The organism is Mesorhizobium sp. EU05-FHT14A09, assembly GCF_058790995.1.
In genome coordinates, this window is the sequence record NZ_JBYTDF010000002.1 from 518,021 (window position 1) to 538,395 (window position 20,375).

The 20,375-nt window shown below is 61.4% G+C and carries 19 protein-coding genes; 7 read left to right on the forward strand and 12 right to left on the reverse strand.

The features are described from left to right. The first annotated feature begins 109 nt into the window (after window positions 1–109). The 4 genes from AC3WTO_RS09925 to AC3WTO_RS09940 all read left to right on the forward strand — a co-directional run bounded on the left by AC3WTO_RS09925 (window position 110) and on the right by AC3WTO_RS09940 (window position 3,304). Window positions 110–799: an alpha/beta hydrolase gene (locus AC3WTO_RS09925; protein WP_492460534.1), complete on the forward strand. Its 690-nt coding sequence runs from the start codon at window positions 110–112 to the stop codon at window positions 797–799. 72 nt (window positions 800–871) lie between these two features. Then, entirely contained in the window at window positions 872–1,342 is a 471-nt protein-coding gene (locus AC3WTO_RS09930; protein ID WP_492460535.1) for an RDD family protein, read from the forward strand. A 136-nt stretch (window positions 1,343–1,478) separates the two neighbouring features. Then, window positions 1,479–2,234 carry an arginyltransferase gene (locus AC3WTO_RS09935; protein ID WP_492460536.1) on the forward strand — a complete coding sequence of 252 codons (756 nt, stop codon included), beginning with the start codon at window positions 1,479–1,481 and terminating at the stop codon, window positions 2,232–2,234. Window positions 2,235–2,407: 173 nt separating this feature from the next. After that, entirely contained in the window at window positions 2,408–3,304 is an 897-nt protein-coding gene (locus AC3WTO_RS09940; RefSeq protein WP_492460537.1) for a DMT family transporter, read from the forward strand. Here AC3WTO_RS09940 and AC3WTO_RS09945 read toward each other — a convergent pair. Further along, window positions 3,292–4,449, reverse strand: a complete 1,158-nt coding sequence (locus AC3WTO_RS09945; protein ID WP_492460853.1) for an AI-2E family transporter — start codon at window positions 4,447–4,449, stop codon at window positions 3,292–3,294. The genes AC3WTO_RS09940 and AC3WTO_RS09945 overlap by 13 nt on opposite strands. Before the next feature lie 196 nt (window positions 4,450–4,645). Next, window positions 4,646–5,311 carry a TetR/AcrR family transcriptional regulator gene (locus tag AC3WTO_RS09950; RefSeq protein WP_492460538.1) on the reverse strand — a complete coding sequence of 222 codons (666 nt, stop codon included), beginning with the start codon at window positions 5,309–5,311 and terminating at the stop codon, window positions 4,646–4,648. Between the two features lie 251 nt (window positions 5,312–5,562). On the opposite strand from AC3WTO_RS09950, the gene AC3WTO_RS09955 reads away from it, so the two are divergent. Further along, window positions 5,563–5,910, forward strand: coding sequence for a winged helix-turn-helix transcriptional regulator (locus AC3WTO_RS09955; protein ID WP_492460854.1), 348 nt, complete (start codon window positions 5,563–5,565; stop codon window positions 5,908–5,910). A 124-nt stretch (window positions 5,911–6,034) separates the two neighbouring features. On the opposite strand, the gene AC3WTO_RS09960 is transcribed toward AC3WTO_RS09955, so the two are convergent. The 4 genes from AC3WTO_RS09960 to parC all read right to left on the reverse strand — a co-directional run bounded on the left by AC3WTO_RS09960 (window position 6,035) and on the right by parC (window position 9,982). Continuing rightward, window positions 6,035–6,796, reverse strand: coding sequence for a polysaccharide deacetylase family protein (locus tag AC3WTO_RS09960; RefSeq protein WP_492460539.1), 762 nt, complete (start codon window positions 6,794–6,796; stop codon window positions 6,035–6,037). 106 nt (window positions 6,797–6,902) lie between these two features. Next, on the reverse strand, window positions 6,903–7,424 hold the full coding sequence (locus AC3WTO_RS09965) for an RNA polymerase sigma factor (RefSeq protein ID WP_492460540.1): 522 nt from the start codon (window positions 7,422–7,424) through the stop codon (window positions 6,903–6,905). 8 nt (window positions 7,425–7,432) lie between these two features. After that, on the reverse strand, window positions 7,433–7,636 hold the full coding sequence (locus AC3WTO_RS09970; RefSeq protein WP_492460541.1) for a YgaP family membrane protein: 204 nt from the start codon (window positions 7,634–7,636) through the stop codon (window positions 7,433–7,435). An 87-nt stretch (window positions 7,637–7,723) separates the two neighbouring features. Then, the gene (gene parC, locus AC3WTO_RS09975) at window positions 7,724–9,982 is read right to left on the reverse strand and encodes a DNA topoisomerase IV subunit A (protein WP_492460542.1); all 2,259 of its coding nucleotides are present in this window, start codon (window positions 9,980–9,982) and stop codon (window positions 7,724–7,726) included. 359 nt (window positions 9,983–10,341) lie between these two features. On the opposite strand from parC, the gene AC3WTO_RS09980 reads away from it, so the two are divergent. Beyond that, a complete protein-coding gene (locus tag AC3WTO_RS09980) occupies window positions 10,342–11,535 on the forward strand; it encodes an aq_1923 C-terminal domain (protein WP_492460543.1) in 1,194 nt (397 codons plus the stop codon). Window positions 11,536–11,723: 188 nt separating this feature from the next. Here AC3WTO_RS09980 and AC3WTO_RS09985 read toward each other — a convergent pair whose 3' ends face one another. Continuing rightward, on the reverse strand, window positions 11,724–12,284 hold the full coding sequence (locus tag AC3WTO_RS09985; RefSeq protein WP_492460544.1) for a GNAT family N-acetyltransferase: 561 nt from the start codon (window positions 12,282–12,284) through the stop codon (window positions 11,724–11,726). Between the two features lie 128 nt (window positions 12,285–12,412). Then, window positions 12,413–15,628 (reverse strand): bifunctional cytochrome P450/NADPH--P450 reductase, encoded by a 3,216-nt coding sequence (locus AC3WTO_RS09990; RefSeq protein WP_492460545.1) that lies wholly within the window; start codon window positions 15,626–15,628, stop codon window positions 12,413–12,415. 353 nt (window positions 15,629–15,981) lie between these two features. Here AC3WTO_RS09990 and rirA point away from each other — a divergent pair, with 353 nt between their 5' ends. Continuing rightward, entirely contained in the window at window positions 15,982–16,446 is a 465-nt protein-coding gene (gene rirA / locus AC3WTO_RS09995; RefSeq protein WP_492460546.1) for an iron-responsive transcriptional regulator RirA, read from the forward strand. A gap of 42 nt (window positions 16,447–16,488) precedes the next feature. On the opposite strand, the gene AC3WTO_RS10000 is transcribed toward rirA, so the two are convergent. From AC3WTO_RS10000 to AC3WTO_RS10015, 4 genes are read right to left on the reverse strand one after another with little or no spacing between them, the layout of a single operon-like run. Next, window positions 16,489–17,280, reverse strand: a complete 792-nt coding sequence (locus tag AC3WTO_RS10000; RefSeq protein WP_492460547.1) for a heme ABC transporter ATP-binding protein — start codon at window positions 17,278–17,280, stop codon at window positions 16,489–16,491. 7 nt (window positions 17,281–17,287) lie between these two features. Beyond that, window positions 17,288–18,391, reverse strand: coding sequence for a FecCD family ABC transporter permease (locus tag AC3WTO_RS10005; RefSeq protein ID WP_492460548.1), 1,104 nt, complete (start codon window positions 18,389–18,391; stop codon window positions 17,288–17,290). A 12-nt stretch (window positions 18,392–18,403) separates the two neighbouring features. Next, complete coding sequence (locus AC3WTO_RS10010; protein ID WP_492460855.1) at window positions 18,404–19,297, reverse strand: heme/hemin ABC transporter substrate-binding protein; 894 nt, start codon at window positions 19,295–19,297, stop codon at window positions 18,404–18,406. Further along, the gene (locus tag AC3WTO_RS10015) at window positions 19,297–20,355 is read right to left on the reverse strand and encodes a hemin-degrading factor (protein ID WP_492460549.1); all 1,059 of its coding nucleotides are present in this window, start codon (window positions 20,353–20,355) and stop codon (window positions 19,297–19,299) included. Before AC3WTO_RS10015 ends, AC3WTO_RS10010 begins: the two co-directional genes overlap by 1 nt. Between the last annotated feature and the right edge of the window lie 20 nt (window positions 20,356–20,375).

Genomic DNA, 20,375 nt, shown 5'->3' on the forward strand with positions numbered 1-20,375 from the left:
CTCGACATTCCATATCAGGGCAAAAGTGATCAAAAACAGAGCAGACCCAATCACTTTTGGGTCGATCCAAAAATGTTTCGTTTTGAAGCCGGCAAACAGAGATAAAGCAATGCAGAATCAAACAGCTGGAACCGATAGCCGACAAAACTCGCAGATCGGGACACTACGACGCGATCTGTCCTTTTCCTATCGCTTCCATGTTCCGCGGGACGCTGGCAACGAAACGCTCATCCTGCTTCACGGCTCGGCCGCAGACGAGACGACTCTGATGCCGTTGGCGATGGCTGCTGCCCCGCGAGCGACGCTGGTGGCGGTGCGCGGGCGCATCGTGCAAGACGGCGATCTGCGCTGGTTCAGGCGGATCACGCCGACGCAGTTCGACCAGACCAGCATCCGTGGAGAAGTGCATGCCTTTGCGCGCTTCATCAACGAGCTGGCCGCTCTTCACAGCCTGGAGCCGGCACGCATCGCCTTCCTGGGCTATTCGAACGGTGCCAATCTGGTGACCAGCACCATGCTGCTGAACCCCGGACTTATCCGATGCGCGGTGCTGCTGCGCGCCATGCCGGTACTGGATCAGGTCCCGGACGCCGACCTGTCGGATGCGCATGTGTTGATGATAACCGGCGCCAACGACGTCATTTATGCGCCTTTCGCGCAAGCGCTTGCCGGGCTGCTACGGGCGCATCACGCCGTTGTCGACGAGCATACGGTCGCCTCCGGCCATGAATTCGGCGCAGTGGACGGCAATATCATCAGCGAATGGCTGGACCGGCAGCGATCCGTCGCTTCAACTTGAACGGAAGCCGCGGCTACACCATTTTATGAAAAAGACCTGTCCTGAACCGGTCAACCATGAGGTATTCTGCAAATGAACGCGCGCGTTCTCGACGGCGAAATCATCACTTCCAGGCTGGACGACGTCCGTGCTTATGACGGCGTCCGCTCGCGCCGCGTCTTTGCCTGCATCATCGATTACATCGTGGTCGGCCTGCTGACGATTCCTTTCGCCATATTGGTGTTCTTGTTCGGCATCATTACGCTTGGTCTCGGCTGGATGCTGTTTTCGGTTCTCATACCCGCTGTCGCCGTCGTCTACATCTGGAACACGCTGGGCGGTCGCGATCAAGCCACGCTTGGCATGAAGGCGATGGGCATCCGCCTGGACAGGCTGGACGGCGCTCCGATCGACGGCATGACTGCCGTCGTCCATTCCGTGCTGTTCTGGGCAGGCAATGTGATTCTGACGCCTCTGGTGCTTTTGGTCACGCTGTTTTCCGACCGAAAGCGCACGCTGCACGACCTGCTGCTCGGCACGGTTGTCAGCCGCACCGACCGCTGAGGCAGAGACTTGTCCACACTGCCGCGCCCAACCACCGAATATATGGGCCAGAAGGCATCCGACACGATTATCCTGTTGAATTTTTTGCCGCGCGCGCCAAGCTAGGGTAATTTGTGGGAGCATTTTTCGACGCGCGATGACGCAGCATCCTACCCAGTCTCCGCAGTTCTTTTTGACCGCGCCCTCGCCATGCCCGTATCTCGAAGGCCAGTTCGAGCGGAAAGTGTTCACGCATCTGGTCGGCGACAAGGCTGCCGAGATGAACGACCTCCTGACCCAGGGAGGCTTCCGGCGCTCGCAGAACATCGCCTATCGCCCTGCCTGCGAAAACTGCCGCGCCTGTGTGTCGGTGCGTATCCTCGCGCAGGAATTCGAGCCTAGCCGCAACATGCGCCGCGTGACGCAGCACAATGCCGATCTCGTCGGCGTCATGCACGACGCCGAACCGTCGACCGAGCAATATTCCCTCTTCCGCGCCTATCTCGACGCCCGTCACCGCAAGGGCGGTATGTCGGACATGACGGTCCTCGATTACGCCATGATGGTTGAGGACACCCATGTAGACACCAAGATCATCGAATACCGCCGGCGCGGACCGGACACTTTCCTCACCGGTAAAGGCCAGGGCGCGCTGGTGGCGGTGGCGCTGACCGACAAGATGGCCGACGGCCTGTCGATGGTCTATTCCTACTTCGATCCCGACCTGGATGAGCGCTCACTCGGAACCTTCATGATCCTAGACCATATCCAGCGCGCCAAGGCGATGGGCTTGCCCCATGTCTATCTCGGCTACTGGGTCAACGGTTCGCGCAAGATGAATTATAAGATGCGTTTCATGCCGCAGGAACATCTCGGTCCGAAGGGTTGGGAACGCTTCGACGGCGGAGTGTGATCCCGAACCGAAGATCGGCAAACTGACGACTTTTCGGGGCAGGATCGCACTACAGAATACAGGGAAGAGCGGAGTGTGGAGGTGTCGCAGTCCGCTCTAAGTTGAACGATCGGCCCGTCCAGCCTTTCCAAGGCTCCTAACGCTGCCGTTGCTTCAGGCGGGGGGCCTATTACGTGACTGTTTCTCATGACCACTCCAAGGGTCTGCTCATTGCCGCGATAGGCGGCATGGCGCTGACGGTCGACATCCCGCTCATCCGCCTCGCCGATGGCACGCCGTGGACCATCCTGATGTTGCGCAGCGGCACCACGCTGCTTGCCGGGCTGATCGTATGGGCGGTCTGGCGCTGGTGGACGCCAAACGCTCCAAAGCTGATCCCCGGCCGTGCCGGCCTGATCGTCGCCGCGCTTTACGGCCTGGGCTCGATCTCCTTCATCACCGCCGTCTTCAACACCACGACCGCGAATCTGGTCTTCATCCTCGCCTTCAACACCATGTTCGCCGCGCTGTTATCCTGGTTGTTCCTCGGCGAGCGGCCGCGCCCTGCCACGTTCGCAACCATGGCTGCAATGATCGTGGGGGTCGGCATCATCGTTGGCGGCTCGATCGGTTCCGGTCATCTGTTCGGCGATGTGCTCGCCGCGACGTCGGCATTCTGCGTCGCCTCCGCCATCACCATTTCACGGCACAGCGGCAAGGATATGGGCTTCCCCGCCTTGATCGGTGTCGTGCTGCCCTTTGTGGTCGCCGCCTACATGGTCTGGAACACCGGCTTTCAGGTCAACGCGCCGTGGTGGATCCTGTTCAACGGCGGTGTTGTCATCCCGATCTCATTCTTCTGCCTGGCAACGGCGCCGAAATACATTTCGGCCCCGGAAGTGGCGATGTTCTACCTCCTGGAGACCGTGCTCGCGCCGGTATGGGTCTGGCTGGTGTTCAACGAAGTACCATCGCGCGACACCCTCATCGGTGGCGCGATCCTGATCGTTGCTCTGATCGCGCACTCGCTGTGGCAATTGCATCTCGGCCGCCAGCGCCGCGCGGCGCTGGCAGTGCGTCACCCGGCCTGAACTTTCCTCGGTTCCAGGACCACGGGCTCCGCCGCAACCGGTGCGATGGCCTCCGGTTCGGCAGGTGGCTCCTCCGCGGGCAGGTTGTCGACCACCTCCACCTCATGCAGCCATTCGCGCCAGATGGCAACAAGCAGTGCCATCAGCACCGGGCCGATGAACAGGCCCAGAAATCCCATTGTTTTCACGCCACCGATCAGGCCGAAGAAGGTCGGCAGGAACGGCAACTTGATTGGACCGCCGACCAGCTTGGGACGGATCGTCTTGTCGACGATGAACAGTTCCACCGATCCCCAGACGAACAACACCACACCGGCGACGACAGAACCTGAACCAACCAGATAGAGCGAGACCAGCGTGAACGAGAGCGGAGCGCCACCCGGGATCAGCGCCATCACGCCGGTCAGCGCGCCCAGTGTTACCGGCGACGGCACGCCGGCCAGCCAGTAGGCAATGCCCAGCACGACGCCCTCGCCAATGGCGATCACGGTCTGGCCGGTCACAGTCGATGAAATGGTCGCCGGCACCACACGCGAGATGCGTTCCCACCTGACCGGCAGGATGCGTTCGCCCAGCGTATCGATTTGGCGCGCAAAGCTTTCTCCGTCACGATAGGCGAAGAACAGCGCAATCAGCATGAACAGAAGCGTCAAAAGCAGCGAAAACGCGCTGCCACCCGCCGCGAGTACCGTCTGGTAGATGGATCGGATATTGGCGCCGCTGACCAGTTGGATCAGTTGTCCAATACCGCCGGGATGGCCAAGGTTTTTCGTCCACAGCTCGTTCAGCCACTCGCCGACGACCGGCAGGCTGGCGATCCATTGCGGGGTCGGCGCGCCATGGCGGTTGGTTCCGATCGCCCAGGTCAGCCATTCGCGCACTTCGTTGATGACATAGGTGCCCGCGAAAGAAATCGGGATGACCAGGAAGGCAAGGATGAGCAGCAACGCGATTGTCGCGCCGACCGTGCGGTTCCCGTTCACCGCGACCAGCAGACGCCGATAGAGTGGCCAACTGGCGAAGGCGATGACGAGCGCCGCCAGAACCGGGACCAGGAATCCATAGAAGAAATAGACGCCGGCTGCGACCACAAGGACAAGGAGCCAGCGCGCAGCCGACAATGGCGGAATGACGGCAGCCCGCATCGGCGCCGGAACGCCGAAAAGACGCGGTTCCTTCTGTCTCGTCTGCGGTGATTTCAAACACGTACCCCGAATCGACAGCGAACCCCAGATGGCACGCCTTTCGCCACTATGGCGCACGATAGTGCAGCAATCGTGACTATAAGCCAATTGCAAGCAGATTCCTGCGCCCGTTGCCGTTGCAGGTCAAAGCGAGGGCTCAGGTGGCCTTCCCTGTTGGCCGCAGCATCGAGACCATCACGGTACGCACGACCACTTCCACCTTGTCCAGCGCAACGCCATTGGCAGGCAGATCATTGTTGGCGACGCCCTGGATGATCGACATGATTGCCGGCACAAGCGTCTCGAGATCGAACAGCGGATCGATTTCGCCACGATCGAGTGCCGCCCCGAGATATTGGAGGAAGATGCCACGGACCTCGGCGAGGTGGTTGCAGTAGATCGCACGCACGCTCTCGCTGCGCGTTGCCTCGGCGTGAAACTGCGCAATCAGCGCGCAGGCATCAGTTTCATGCACGAAACGGATATGGGTCATCGCGCCAAACACCATGCCTTCGACGACATCCTGCTTCGTCAGCATCTCGGCGAGTTTCTCTTCGTCGTCGCGTCGCGCGGCGGCGCAGATCTCTTCGATGATCGCTTCCTTGGAAACGAAATAGCGATACAGCGCGCCGGGGCTCATGCTGGCTTCCGCGCAGATCTGCTGCATCGAGGCGCCCTGAAAGCCTTCGCGGGCAAAACAGGCCTTGGCCGCGTCCAGGATGCGTTGGACCTGAAGTTCGCGCCGCTCGGCGCGCGAAAGCGCCCGCCCCTCATCAATCTCGGCTTCCAGCAGCATCTCGATATTGCCAAGCGCGGTTTTCATTGCTATTTCCGAAATGCGAATGATCATTCTCAATTTATGCGAGCGATCATTCTCGGTCAACGTCGGGCCGTGCGAAACATTCCTGACAAAGTCAGGCAACGAAAATCGCGCGAGTTCGTTCATAGCGCTTATTGGCGCTTATTGCATTCCGCAGATAGCAGCGAGGGACTAGACCGATGTACCCATCCACCGATCAGGCCTCCCACCCGATCGCGAATGGCGACGCCCCTTATCTGAAGCTTATCGAAGCGATGCGCCCCCTCGCCGGCAAGTGGAAGATCGAGATCCTGTGGATCCTTGCTCAACGCCGTCACCGTTTTGGGGAGTTGCGGCGCAGTTTGCCCGGCATCACCCAGCATATGCTGACGTTGCGCTTGCGTGAGATGGAAGCCGACGGGTTGATCAGCCGAACCGTCTATCCCGAGAACGTGCTCAGGGTGGAATATGAGGTCAGCGAGGGCGCCCAGCACCTGAGGCCAGCGTTCAGGGCGCTCGTCGAGTGGTCAGAGCAATATGGCCCACTTGCCAAACAGCGCGAAGCTGATGCGATCGATGAAACCGACCCCGTCGTTCGCGCATTGCCTGGTATCGCGGCCTGAAGCGCCGCGACACCAGCGAACCGCTAAAGCATCTTGTAGCCAAGTGGAATCACTTGGCGTCACAAAAATGCGGCGAAAACAAAAACTTAGACCGTTCCGCGTTTCCGTGAAAAATGGAAACGCTCTAGGGGCTGGTCTTGGTATCGTAGTCAGCGATATGACCGAAGATGTAACCCTTGGCACGTAGACCGGCGACCAGTGCGGTCAGCTTTTCCTTGCCCTGGAAGACATCCTGGAACATCTCATCGTGCATGAGCAGGATGAGTTTGTTCTTGCCCACCGTTCGCCCGGCGGCAAACAGATGGCCGATTTCGTCGATCAGACGCTCGACCGACTGCACCGGTTTGCCGCTGTCTTCATGCACCCATTCGAAGTCCCAGCCGTAAAGGTGAAAGCCTGATGCGGCGACGAACTCGAAGTCCACCTGTTCGCGCTGCGCTTCCTCCAGACTGAGCCCAAAGTCGTCGCGGGACATGTAACGCAGCCTGAACACGTCGCGCCCAGGCAACCGGGCCGGAATGGGTGGCGGCGCGCGGAGCCCAAGCACCGTATTGGCCTTCAGCATATCGGCGACCACGGCCTCGGTGTCGGCGTAGAAGCGCTCATAGCGGTTGTTGGCATGACTGAAACTATGGTTGCCGAGCGTCACCAGCGGCAGCGACTTGACACGCTTCAGCAGAGCTCCTCGCTCCGGGCTCGCCAGGACATGCTGCCCGACCATGAACATCGCGGCAGGCACCTGCTCGGCCTCCAGAACGTCGAGCACATTGCCGGTGCCGCTGAGCGGGCCGTCATCGAAAGTCAGGAAGATGGTACGTTCGACGGCATTCGCCGGTATGCATGCGGCCAGCACCAGGAACAGCGCCGCACGCAAGACTGCCGACATCGAAACGCTCCACCCCACGAACATTAGCAAACCAAGGTAGAGGACCGGACACCAGCGTCAAGAACGCATTGGCCGCCGCTGCTACGACCAGTATGAACCGGTCGGCTCACTTGGAAAGATACTCCCGCACCAGGATGCGACCACGGTGCAGTTTCGCCTTGATGCCCTGGCGTGTCTCACCAAGGTTCGTCGCGATCTCGTCGATCGTCATCTCGCGCAGGTCGCGCAGCAGCACCACATCGCGATAATGCCGTGGCAGCGCCTCGATCGCCGCGGCAATATCCAGTGCGAGTTCCGCTTGCGGACGTATGCCAAAGGAACGATCGAGATCGAGTTCCGCCAATGATTGCTGAGGGTGCGACCGCAGTGCACGCGCCAAGCGCGTACACTCCCGCCGCACCACCGTGAAAAGCCAGGCAGAGAACGCCGAGAACGAACGGATCGTGCCGATCCGGCGCGACAGCAGCCACAGGGCCTCCTGCACCGCGTCCTCGGCATCGGCCGAGCCCCGGCAGGTGGAACGCGCATAGCGGCGAATGTCGGGCTGGGCGATCTCGAGCACTTTGACGATCGCAGCGCGGTCTCCCAGCCGTGCCGCGTCGAAAAGATCGGAAGGGATGCGGTTCATCTGAAACCCTAGCGCGACCGTCCCAGTCCGGTCACGGCACACATTGGGCAATAACCGAACAAGCCCGACAATGCGAAGGCGACACCGGCCAGCAAACCAAGATAGCTGAGTGGCGCGGCCAGCCATACCAAGGCAGCGACCGCTGCCGCTGTTCCAATGATGATCCGCACCACTTGATGCAGGCTGCCGATGTTCTTGCGGTAGAAGGCCATCTCTCGTCTCTCCTGTTACCGGCACCACGCCGGCTTCAGGGAGAAGAGGCGCAAATCCGGCAAAAGGATTCGCGCTCCCGCAGAAAATCATCCGAACTTGCCGGTACGCGGAAAGCCCTTCGGCACCATGCGGCCAGCTGCAGCGCGGTTGCCGATCCATTCGGCAAGCTCCTCGCGCGGACGGGTGAAGGTCCGGTCGGCCGAATCCTGCCAGGACAGGCCGCTCTCCATGACGAAGGTCTTTATGTCGAGGACACCGCCGTCCTTGTATTTCTGCAGGCGAACACCCTTGCCGCGTGCCATTTCCGGAATCTCGGACAATGCGAACACCAGCATCTTGCGGTTGTCGCCAACGATAGCGACGTGGTCACCGACAGCCGGCAAGCAGCGCTTGGCTTCGTCAGGCGCCTTGACGTTCATCACCTGCTTGCCCTTGCGGGTGTTGGCGACGACCTCTTCTTCAGAAACCACGAAACCATTGCCCTGGTGCGAGACCAGAAGCAGCTTCCGCTTCGGATCGTGCACAAACGCCGTGACGATGTCTTGATCGTTCTCCATGTCGACAATGATGCGGATGGGTTCGCCATGGCCGCGTCCGCCTGGCAACCGGTCGGCGCCGATGGTGTAGAACTTGCCGCCTGTTGTGAAGACAAGGATCTTGTCGGTGGTCTGGGCATGGAAGGCAAGCTTCAGCCCGTCGCCTTCCTTGAAGCTGAACAGCGAATGGTCGGTCAGATGGCCCTTCATGGCGCGCAGCCAGCCCTTTTCCGACACCACGACCGTCACCGGTTCCTTCTCGATCATCGCATGCGCGATATCGGTCAGGTCATGTTCGGGCGCGTCGGCGAACTGGGTACGACGCGGGCCGAGTTCCTTGTTCTCTTCGGGGCCGAAATCGCGGCGAATCTTCTGGATTTCCCACGCGATGGTTTTCCACTGCTTCTCGACGGAAGCGAGCAGCGATTCGATCTGCTTCTTTTCCTCGGTGAGCCCGTCGAACTCCTTGCGGATCTCGAACTCTTCGAGTTTGCGCAGTGCGCGCAGCCGCATGTTGAGAATGGCTTCGGCCTGCACGTCGGTCAGCGACCAGCGCGCCATCATCACCTGCTTGGGCTCATCTTCCTCACGGATGATGCGGATCACCTCATCGATGTTGAGGTAGGCGATCAGGTAACCGCCGAGGATCTCCAGGCGTCTTTCGATTTCGCCCAGCCGGTGCTTGGAGCGGCGCACGAGCACTTCGCGCCGGTGTTCCAACCATTCCTGCAGCACGCCCTTGAGCGAGAGCACGTTCGGCACCTTGCCGCGCGACAGCACGTTCATGTTGAGCGGGAAGCGGCTCTCAAGCTCGGTCAGCTTGAACAGCGATTCCATCAGCAGGCCCGGATCGACGGTGCGGCTCTTCGGCACCAGGACGACACGGATGTCTTCCGCGCTTTCGTCGCGGATGTCTTCCAGAAGCGGCAATTTCCTGGCCATCAGAAGCTCGGCGATCTTTTCGATCAACCGCGACTTCTGCACACCGTAAGGAATCTCGGTGACCGCGATCACCCAGGTGCCCCTGCCCTGGTCCTCCTGGTTCCATTTCGAGCGGACACGGAAGCCGCCTCTGCCCGTCTCATAGGCTTCGAGGATGGATTCGCGGCTGTCGACGATGATGCCGCCCGTCGGAAAATCCGGCCCTCGGACGAACTCGACCAGCTTGGCCACGGGAGCGTCAGGATGATCGATCAGATGAAGGGCGGCATCGCACAGCTCGGCGACATTATGCGGCGGCACCGATGTCGCCATGCCAACCGCGATGCCTGATGAACCGTTGGCCAGCAGGTTCGGGAACGCGCCCGGCAGGACGATCGGTTCTTCGTCCTCTTCATTGTAGGTGGGGCGATAGTCGACCGCGTCTTCGGTGATGCCGGCGAGCAGTTCCGTCGCGACATCCGTCATGCGCGCTTCGGTGTAACGCATGGCGGCGGGGTTATCGCCGTCGATGTTGCCGAAATTGCCCTGCCCGTCGACCAGCGGATAGCGCATGGAGAAATCCTGCGCGAGGCGCACCAGCGCATCGTAGATCGACTGGTCGCCGTGCGGGTGGAACTTACCCATCACTTCGCCGACGATGCGCGCGCATTTGGCAAAGCCCTGGTCCGGATTGAGGCGCAGCAGCCGCATGGCATGCATGATGCGCCGGTGCACCGGCTTGAGCCCGTCGCGCACGTCGGGCAGGGCTCGGTTCATGATCGTCGAGAGCGCGTATGAAAGATAACGATCTTCCAGCGCCTTCTTCAGGTCCACCGATTCGATATGGTCGTGACCGCCATTGTCAGGCGGCAAAAGGCTCTTTCCCATGGGTTTGGACTAGCCGAGCGGGTGATTCGCGACAAGAGGCGTGCGGGTCAAGCCGTATGAAGAGCTGCCCGAGAAAGCGGTTGCGGGCACTTGGGCCTGGTTTCCCCAGCCTGCGCCTGCCATGAAACTGTAACATGAGCCGTTTAAGCGCGGCGCGGCAATGCGGGATGTTGCGTGGATTGCCGCCATGACGTAAGGACCGCGCCTTGCCGCTGCCCGACTTGCCGGATCCTTCTTTTCCGTGAATGTCGGCCTTTCTGGCGGGAACGCCTTCTTCCGGCCCAGTTCGTTGCGGACGGGTGAAGGTGCAAATACGAACAGATTTTCTGGACAGACTCTGTCACTTTTTGGAGCACGCGATGACCATCCACCGCTCAACCCTTCGCAAGTTCGCCTATTCGGCGCTTCTTCTCGCCCTGCCGCTCAATCCAGCTTTCGCAGCCGACACCAAGGCTGTGGCAGAGCGCCTGAAGGCCACTTTCGAAAACCAGGGCGTGAATCTCGCCTGGACCGGCGTTTCCGGCGACACCTCCAGCATGGTGCTGGAAGGCGTGACGATCGCGCCTGCTGGCGACAAGGAACCGCTGAAGATCGGCAACGTCACCTTCAAGAACGTCACCGACGCCAATGGCGGCTACCTCGTTGACACCGTTTCAACCGAGGCCTTCACCCAGGAGAAGGACGGCGCCAAGTTCGAGATGAGCCCCTTCGTCATCAACGGCATGACCATTCCGGGCGAAGGCAACACCGATCCCGTCGCCTCGTTGCTGATGTACAAGTCGGCCCAACTCGATAGCCTCGCCGTCAAGATCGGCGACAAGACTGCCTTCTCGATCACCAACACCAATGTCGATATCGTTCCGCCGACCAATGGCCAGGCGTTGACCTTCACCGGCGGCGCCGAGAAATTCACCGGCGACCTGTCGCTGGTGCAGGATGCCGACACCAAGGCCATGATCGACGGCCTCGGCTACCAGAACATCAGCGGCAAGCTCGACATTGCCGGTTCCTGGGAGCCGAAGGACGGCAAGATGGACCTGTCGAAATACGACGTCACCGTCGACAATGCCGGAACGCTCGGCATGGCCTTCTCGCTCGGCGGCTACACCACCGAGTTCATCAAGTCGCTGCAGCAGTTGCAGAAGAAGATGGCTGCTTCGCCGGAAGGCGTCGACAAGTCGGCTGAAGGCATGGCCGTGCTCGGCCTGATGCAGCAGCTCACCTTCAACAGCGCCTCGATCCGTTTCGCCGACAATTCGCTGACCAACAAGGTCCTGGAATTCGTCGCCAAGAAGCAGAACATGCAGGCGAAGGATATCGCCAACCAGGCCAAGGCCATCGTGCCGTTCGGCATGGCGCAGATCAACAACCCCGAGCTGACCGCCCAGGTGACGAAGGCTGTCAGCGACTATCTCGACAACCCGCAGAATCTGGTGATCTCGGCCAAGCCGGCCAGCCCGGTTCCGTTCGCGCTGATCGCCGCTGGCGCCATGGCGAGCCCGGCCGATCTCACCAAGACGCTGGGTGTGACCGTTACCGCCAACGGCAACTGATAGAGTATTTTGTAGCCAAGCGGGATCACTTGGCGTTACGAAAATGCGGCGAGAACAAAGGCCTAGAGCGTTTCCGTGAAAAACGGAGACGCTCTAGCCCAGGCACCGACCAGACAGCAAAAAGGCCGCCCCCGGGGGCGGCCTTTTTTCATGAAATCACGCGCCTTGCGCGGCTGAGGTTCGTCACCTCAGGCCCGGCTCAAGGCGACGTCGGTATGAGGACGGACCGGCAGCAGTGCCGTCAGCACGTCATCGTCGACCGGTTCGAGGTCGATGGTGCCCACGGTCTCGCCATCCACGAAATTCAACGCCGCGCGGTAGCGACGGGCCAGCGTCTTCATCGCCTGGTTCTGCGGATGGGTGGTGACGCGCAGCCGCGTGTAGCCCAGTCCGCGCGCCTGTGCGATCAGGCGTTCGAACAAATGGCCGCCAATGCCGCGATGCTGCAGGTGGCGTTCGACGCTGAAGGCGATCTCGGCGGTCGGCTCGGCATCCTCCGGACGCTCATGCAGTTCGGCGGCGCCCAGCACCATATCGTCCTCGACATAACCGATGACAGTAGTGCCGTCCGCAAAACTGCGCTCGGCATAAGACGCTATGAAGGCGTCGTCAGTCAGCCCATTGAAGCGATCTCGCCGGCTTTCAGCGTCCAGCCTCAACAAATGGTCGCGGAATCGCGGCAATTCGGAGGGTCTGAGCTGGCGTATGGTTCCCTTCAGGGGAACGGTGTTCGTAATCTGTCTTTCCATGTCGCACTCTTCGCGGGTTCCTCCCCGAGTCGGTGTTCGACGCTGCTAATATTGTGCAGCGCACCATGGATTGCAAGATCACCCAACGTAACGTTTACGTCAAAGTAAACGCGCCACCTGCCCCAGCCTCAATTTCCCGCCCAGACGTCCAGCACGTAACGGTACTCCTTGGCGAGGCGTTCGATCCATGCATCGGCCTCCTGCGGGTCGGCATCGGTCTCCTCCGCATAGAGACGCGTCAGCGCGCGCTTCACATCCGGTTCCATCCGGCTACCGTCGCCGCAGACATAGATATGCGCTCCGTTCTCGATCAGCCCCCAGACGGCAGCACCATTCCTGCGAATGAGATCCTGCACATAGGTCCGTTCGCCATCATGACGCGAGAACGCAACATGCAGGTCGACAAGCCCGGAGGCTGCCATTGTTTCGAGCTCATCCCTGTAGAGATAGTCCTGCTCCGGATGGCGGCAGCCGAAGAACAGCATCGCCGGCGCCAGCACCTCGCCGGCTTTTGCCCTGATCGCCCGTTCCTGGAGGAAAGCGCGGAAAGGCGCCAGGCCGGTGCCAGGCCCCACCATGATCAGTGGCCGCGCCCGATCGTCGGGAAGGCGAAAACCCGCCTTGGTCTCTCGCGTGGCAGCGTGGATGACTGCCCCCTCGCCTGCCTGCGCCAGATGGTTGGAGCAGGCACCGCGATAGACGCCGTTGCCCGAGCGCGCCGGACCATCGACCACGCCGACCGTGATCGAGCAGCGCCCGGCTTCAACAGCCGGAGCCGACGAGATCGAATAGTAGCGCGGCGCCAGCAACGGCAGCATTTCGAGATATTGCCCGAAGGAAAGTTCGCAGGCCGGGAACTGTTCGAGCAGATCGAGCACGGACCGGCGCCTGGCGAACACCTCCACCTTGTATGGATCGATACCGTCCTTGGCTTCGGCTACCAATGCCTCCAACTGCGGTTTGGTGAAAGGACAGCGGGTTGCGGCAGCCATCGCCTGGATCTGCTTGCGCGTCGCGACAGCCTGCAATTCGACATAGTCGGACAGGATGCGGCGTACCGGGATCGGTCCTTCAGCCGGAAACGGTGCCTGCCGTCCGCCGGTGGTTTTCAGTTGAACCTGCGCATCGGCTGCGAAGCCAAAGCGCCTTTCGACCCTTTCCACCAACACGGGATCGTTGACTGGAACGACACAGAGATGATCGCCGGCGCGATAGCCAAGACCATCCGGCAGCGCCACCTCGACATGACGGGTGGAACGCCCGGATCCGGGCGACTGCAGCTCGCGGTTGCCAACAACCGTCATCGCCACCGCGCCGGACTGGTGCACGACCGGGTTGACCGGTTGCCCCGAGACGATCTCGACCTGGTAGAGGGGTTCCGCCTCGGCCTGTTCCGCAAAATCGATATCGAGCCCCAGCGCTTCGCCCAACGACGGAAACAGACCCTTGAACCAGTCCTGGAACTGGCCGTCGAGATCCTCCCGTGCATCCCCTTCGCCGCGCTGGGTGATGCGCTGGGCACCGAGCGCCTCAAGCCGTTCGTCGATGCGCCGCGGTGTCGCCTGGAAGGTCGAGGCCCAGTCACGGTTGCCGCAGCCGAACACCAGATAGTTGACGCCCTTGGCCGCGTCAGGCTCTGCGTTTTCGAGCCATTCCATGAACCTGGTCGCATTGTCGGGTGGAGCGCCGTTGTAGGAGGCGCTGGCGATCACCACCGCCCCTGCCGTCGGCAGGCTGCCGACACGGGCGTCGAGTTCATCCATGACAACGTCGAAGCCGTTGAGTTCGCCGGCCTGGGCGATCGCACGGGCAAGATCTTCCGTGGTACCAAGGTTGGAGCCGTAGAGCACGGTGAGCGGCGTGCCATGTTTCGGCCGCCTTGCAATTTGTGGCGCCGACTGGCTGGCCGCGTCGTTCAGGGCAGCGCCCGGCACCACCGTGCCGCTTGTCCGTCCCGGGCGTGGCTTCACCCGCATCCGGAAGCCATCCGGCTTGATCGACATCGTCTCCTTGATGCGCAGCTGATACTTCTGATGGTCGAACAGCTGGAAACGCTGCAGGATCATCCCGATCACCAGCGTCGCCTCCTGCATGGCGAATTGGCGGCCGATGCAGGCACGCTGGCCGTTGCCCCACGGCTTGAACGCATGCGCAGGCCGCGCAGCTTCGGCTTCGCGCGTGAAATGATCCGGATTGAAACGCTCGGGCTCCGCCCCCCAGATGGATGGATCGCGGTGCAGCATCAGCGTCAGCAGCGTGGTGAAGGTGTTCTTCTTGACCTTGTACTGGCCGCCGAGCATTTCGTCATTGTAGGGATAAAGACCGATCGCCGGCGCTGTCGGCCAAAGCCTCAGCGACTCGTTGAGCACCTGCTGTACATAGGTGAGATGACTGACCTGGCTGATCGTCGGCATGACGCCGATATCGTTGCCAAGCACACGATCGACCTCTTCATAGGCTTTTTCCAGCACATCCGGATTGTTGAGCAAAAAGTAGAGCGTGAATGACATCAGCCCCGACGTCGTCTCGTGACCTGCAATCAGGAAAGTGATGATCTGGTAGCGGATGTTTTCGTCGGACAGGCTTTCGCCGGTGGTCTTGTCGACGCCAGCCAGCATGAAGTTGAGGAGATCCTTCTGCGCCTGATCACCACCGCCGCGGCGACGCTCGCGCACGATGTCGTCGACCAGATTCGACATGAAGGCGACATCGGTCTTCAGCTGTTCGAGCCGCTTGCGCAGGATCACTTTCTCGAAAGGCAGCCCGCGCTGCACCATGCAGGTCTCGAGCGTGCGTGTCAGCGCATCGATGAAAGGATGATAGTCGCGCCGATAGAAGGAATTGAAGCGGTAGTCGAAGCCACAGACCCCGATCGTATCGAGAGCCAGGGCCGTCATGTCGTGGACGACGTCGATGTCGTCATCGACGTTGAGCCGCTCCCACTTCATGCAGAGCTGGCCAGCGATATCCTGCATCAACGGCAGATAGCCTGCCATGGCGCGCTGGGCGAAGGTCGGCAGCAGGATGTTGTGGGCCTTTGTCCAGTTGTCCTCCTGGGTATAAGCCGTGAACAGCCCGTCGCCGGCAGCGGATCGCACGCGCCGCAGCGAGCCGCGTACGGCTTTGTCAAAACGGCTCTCGTCGCAGATTTCCTTGACCAGTGAGGCACCGGACACCACCACCATCGGCGTGCCCATCATGTCGAGGCGGAAAATCGGGCCGAGATCGCGTGCGAGCTGCATGAGGCTTTGCAGAGGCGTCTCGGTATCCACCGTCAGCATGTTGCCGACGATCGGCTTCTTGGGCGGACCTGGGATCCTGCCGAACCCGGTGTCCTGCGCCATGCGCGCCCTCCCTCAGACTTGCATCCGGTTCTGTTCCCTAGAGCGTTTCCGTTTTTCACGGAAACGCGGAAACGCTCCAACCTTCTTGTTTATGTGCAATTCCGGACGGAAAACCGCTGCACACTTTTCCTGGAATTGCCCTATCCGGAATAATCGTGAGTTTGGGCTGAAACGCAAGGATATGGAACGTCCGGCCTGCCGTGGCACCGATGACGTAGCGGAAACAATGAAGACTTGACACTTTCCTTCAAAAAGTTGACGAAAAAATTCATATATATATTGAAGTCCAGTCTAGAATTATTCCAGACTATGCGCCATATTCGCCCTAACACGTGCTTTGCGAAGGAGCGACCATGCGGCTCACGCGTCAAACCAACTATGCCATGCGGATCCTGATGTATTGTGCGGCCAATGATGACCGCCTCAGCCGCATCCCCGAAATCGCCGCCGCCTATACGGTGTCGGAACTGTTCCTGTTCAAGATCCTGCAGCCACTGGTCGAACATGGTCTGGTAGAGACTGTGCGCGGCCGCAATGGTGGCGTCAGGCTGGGCAAGCCCGCAGCCGAGATCACCCTGTTCGATGTCGTGCGTATCACCGAGGAGAATTTCGCCATGGCGGAATGCTTCGAGGCCGATGCCGACTGCCCGTTGATCGACAGCTGCGCACTGAATTCCGCGCTGCGCGAAGCCCTCAACGCCTTCTTTGAAGTGCTCGGCCGCTACACGATCGCGGATCTGGTCGCGGCGCGCCCGAACGTTCGTTCGCTGCTCGGCATTGATCTGCTGGAACGTCGCGCTCCCGCGTCGGCTGCCTGATCGGAGGGATGCTGATCTACGACGATTGCATCCTGCACCGGCCTACATCGTAACGGATTGCGGCAGAACGAACGGCACGTCGCCGCTCGGCAAAACTCCGACGCGCATGCGGCAATCGAATACTTTCTCGATCAGGCTGTCGCTGAGCACCGCGGACGGCGTCCCTGCAGCGGCCAGCGAACCGCGATGCATGACGAAGATGCGGTCGGCATACATGGCCGTCAGGTTGAGGTCGTGCAGGATGGTGACGACACCACCGCCCCGTTTCGCGAAATCGCGCGCGATCTCCATGATGATGAGCTGATGCTTGACGTCCAGGCTGGACACCGGCTCGTCAAGGAACAGATACCGTGGCCGGCCGTCCAGCACCGGCGCCCACACCTGGCACAGCACACGAGCCAGTTGCACGCGCTGCTGCTCGCCGCCGGATAGTTCCTGATAGTAGCGTCCGGCAAAGCCGTCCAGGTCGACCTTGGCCAGCGCCCGCTCGGGCAAACGTTCGTTTTCGCCGGCCAGTGCACCGGATCGTCCGCCGATCAGGCCAAGCCGGACGATCTCGTGCACCGTGAACGGAAAGGCGAGCGATGTTGCCTGAGGCAGCACCGCGCGCATTCCCGCGGCTTCCACCGGGCGCATCGCTGACACGTCGCGGCCATTGATGATGATCGATCCGTCATAGCCGAGATCTCCCGACAACGCCTTGAGGAAGGTCGTCTTGCCGGAACCGTTCGGCCCGACAATGGCAGCGATCTCGCCCGGGCGCGCTTCGAAATCGATGCCGGAAACGATGCGCTTTCCGGCCAGTTTCACTGAAACATCACGGGCTTCGATCATGGGGCACTCACAGGTCGATGACCCCGCGCTTGCGCAGCAGGATCCACAGGAAGAACGGGCCGCCGACGGTAGCGGTGATGATACCGATCGGCAGTTCCGCCGGTGCAACGATGGTGCGCGACACCGTGTCCGCCAGGATGAGCAGCGTGGCGCCGAGCAGTGCCGACGCCGGCAGCAGGTAACGGTTGTCGGGGCCGATGGTGAGGCGCAGCAGATGCGGCACCACGATGCCGACGAAGCCGATGCCTCCGCTCACGGCGACCGAGGCGCCAACCGCCGCCGCAACGCCGGCAATGGCGACATATTTCAGCTTCTGCACCTGGATGCCGAGGTGGTTCGCCGTTGCTTCGCCGAGCGACAGCGCATTGAGCCCACGCGCGAAAAACGGCATCGCCACCAGCGCGATGAGCATGATCGGGCCGGCGGTACCGATCTTGGTCCATGTCGCGCCAGCCAGAGAACCGAGCTGCCAGAAAGTCAGATCGCGCAACTGGCGGTCGTCGGCAAGGTAGATGAGCACGCCGGTCAGCGCCATGGCCAGCGCCGACAGCGCGATGCCGGCCAAAAGCATGGTCGCAACCGAAGTTCGCCCCTGGCGGGTCGCCACCTGATACAGGATCAGCGTCGTGACCAGGCCACCAATGAAGGCCGCAAGCGGCAGCGCCATCGAACCCAGCAACGTGGTGAAGGGCGCAAGCGCCGTACCACCCAGCACGATGACCGAAACTGCCCCAAGCCCCGCACCCGCCGAGACGCCGACGATGCCGGGATCGGCCAGCGGGTTGCGGAACAGCCCCTGCATGACGGCACCGGAAACCGCCAGGGCCGCTCCGATCAGCGCGCCAAGCACGACGCGCGGCAGGCGGATATCGTAGATGATGATGCGGTCGCGGGCACTCAGCACGCGATCGGCAACGTCCGGGCCGGAAAACCAGTCGCGCAGGGCATCGACGGCCGACGCATCGGATGCGCCAGCAGTGAGGCTGAACAGCGCGACAGCCACGAGCAGCGCCGCCAGCAGAACGATGGCAAGGCGCGCACGCGCCGAGCGATCGCCGGCCGCCTTGCGCGCCATCAGGCCGGACGGACCGGCAATGGAATGATCAACCATGGCACGTGCCGCTCAATCGGCGATCTTGTTGCCGTAGAAAGCTGCGGCGAGATCGTGGATTGCATAGGCGGTGCGCGGACCGAAGCCGAGAAGATAGGCCCCGTTCATGCGGATCACCTTCTTCTGCTTGCCGGCCGGTGTCTCTGCGATCGCCGCATTGGAAAACAGAGCTTCGTCGGGAACCGGCGGACCGGCATGGGACATCATGAGGATGACATCCGGTGCAGCGGTGACGACGGCCTCATCGGCGAGCTGTTTGTAGCCAGGCACTTCGGCCGCGACGTTGATGCCGCCGGCCATCTTGATGATGCCGTCGGCCGCGGTGTTGGAACCGGCTGCCAGGATCTTGCCGTTCTGCATCGACAGGATGAACAGCACGCGCTTGCGGTCCTTGACGTCCGCAGTCTGCTTCTCCGCGGCTTTCAGCTTGGTGTCGAGCTCGGCTGCCAGTTTCTCCGCTTTGGCTTCGGCACCCAGTGCCTTGCCGACGACACGGATTTTTTCCAGCACGCCGGCATGATCGTAAGTTTCCGGCACCTCGATGAAAGGCACGCTGCTCTTCTTCAGGACATCGACCGCGTCCTTCGGACCGCTGCCCTTGAGCGCGAGGATTCCGGTCGGGTTTACCGACAGCACGCCTTCCGGCGACAGCGCACGCATATAGCCGACATCCGGCAGCTTGAGTGCCTCCTCCGGATAGACGCTGGTGGAATCACGGGCAACAAGCTTGCCTTCTTCACCGAGCGCATAAACGATCTCGGTGACGGCTCCGCCCACCGCCACGACGCGTTTGGTGTCGGAGAACACGGCGCCGTTTTCGCTTGCCTGAGCGGCAGCCAATGGCATGACCGCCAGCACGGTGCCGAAAACGGCTCCCCGCGCCAGCTTCTTCATGACGGCACGCATCACGCGGCGCTCTGCTCTGCCAGGCGTGGCAGACTTTCCGCCAGCGAACGCCAGTCGGCGCGCTCGCCTTCGCCTTCGTGGCGCTTGCCGAAGAACTGGATGATCATCTTGCCATCGGCGTCATAGGCCTCCAGCGACGTGACGTGGCCGTCCTTGGTCGGTTTGCGCACGGTCCAGGCTTCGGCGATGTGATCGGCCCGCAGATGCAGGTGGAAGGTCTCGTCGAACACGTTGATCCATGGGCCCATCGGCGAAATCGATTTGACCGGACCCGAGTGGATCTGGATGCAGCCGCGGTTGCCGACGAAACACATGATCGGCTGGCCGCTCGCGGAAGCACCCTGGAACATCGCCATCACGGCGGACGGGTCGAGTTTCCAGGCATAGTCTTGACCGATCATCCGCACGGCCTGCTGGCGGCTGAGTTTCAGCGTGCGCAGCATGCCGAAGAACTGATGCGTATCGGTCAGCTTGCTCCAGCGCTCGCGCAGGTCATCGACCGTCTGCGGCGTCGTTTCACCCGGGACGTCGTCTTCGGCGACGGTACCGAGGGCGACCGTCGGCTCCTGGTTTGGCGACACAAGCTGGTCGACCAGCTTCTGATAGGCGTAGAGGTTGGAGGCAGGTCGCAGATGAACCTTGTGCACGGCCTCGCCTGCCGCATCGAAGAACTGCAGGCTGCGGCGGATCTCGTCGCCGTCGCGCTTTTCCACAGCAAAGCCATGCGCCCAGACCTTCGGGAAAATGCGAAGGTCGATGTTTTCACCGAGCGCCATCGCCGTATGCTCGCCGGTGACGACCTTGTCGTAGACGCCGATCTTCTCATGGACCGCGCTTTCGTTGCGGGTCAGCGCCATCACCTCGCCGACTGGCTCCAGGCCAGTCAACAGGTCATTGACGCGAGGCTCGACGCGCGTCACCCCTTCGCCGCAATGCGCAGCCACCAGTTCGGCTTCCGAAATGCCGAGCTGTGCAGCGAGATCGCGCTCGCGCATTTTGGGGTTTTCCGCTCGCGTCCGCCGAATTTCGTGCGGGGCTGGCTTTACGCGCTGGTCCATTTCCGTCCCTACCCTTGGTG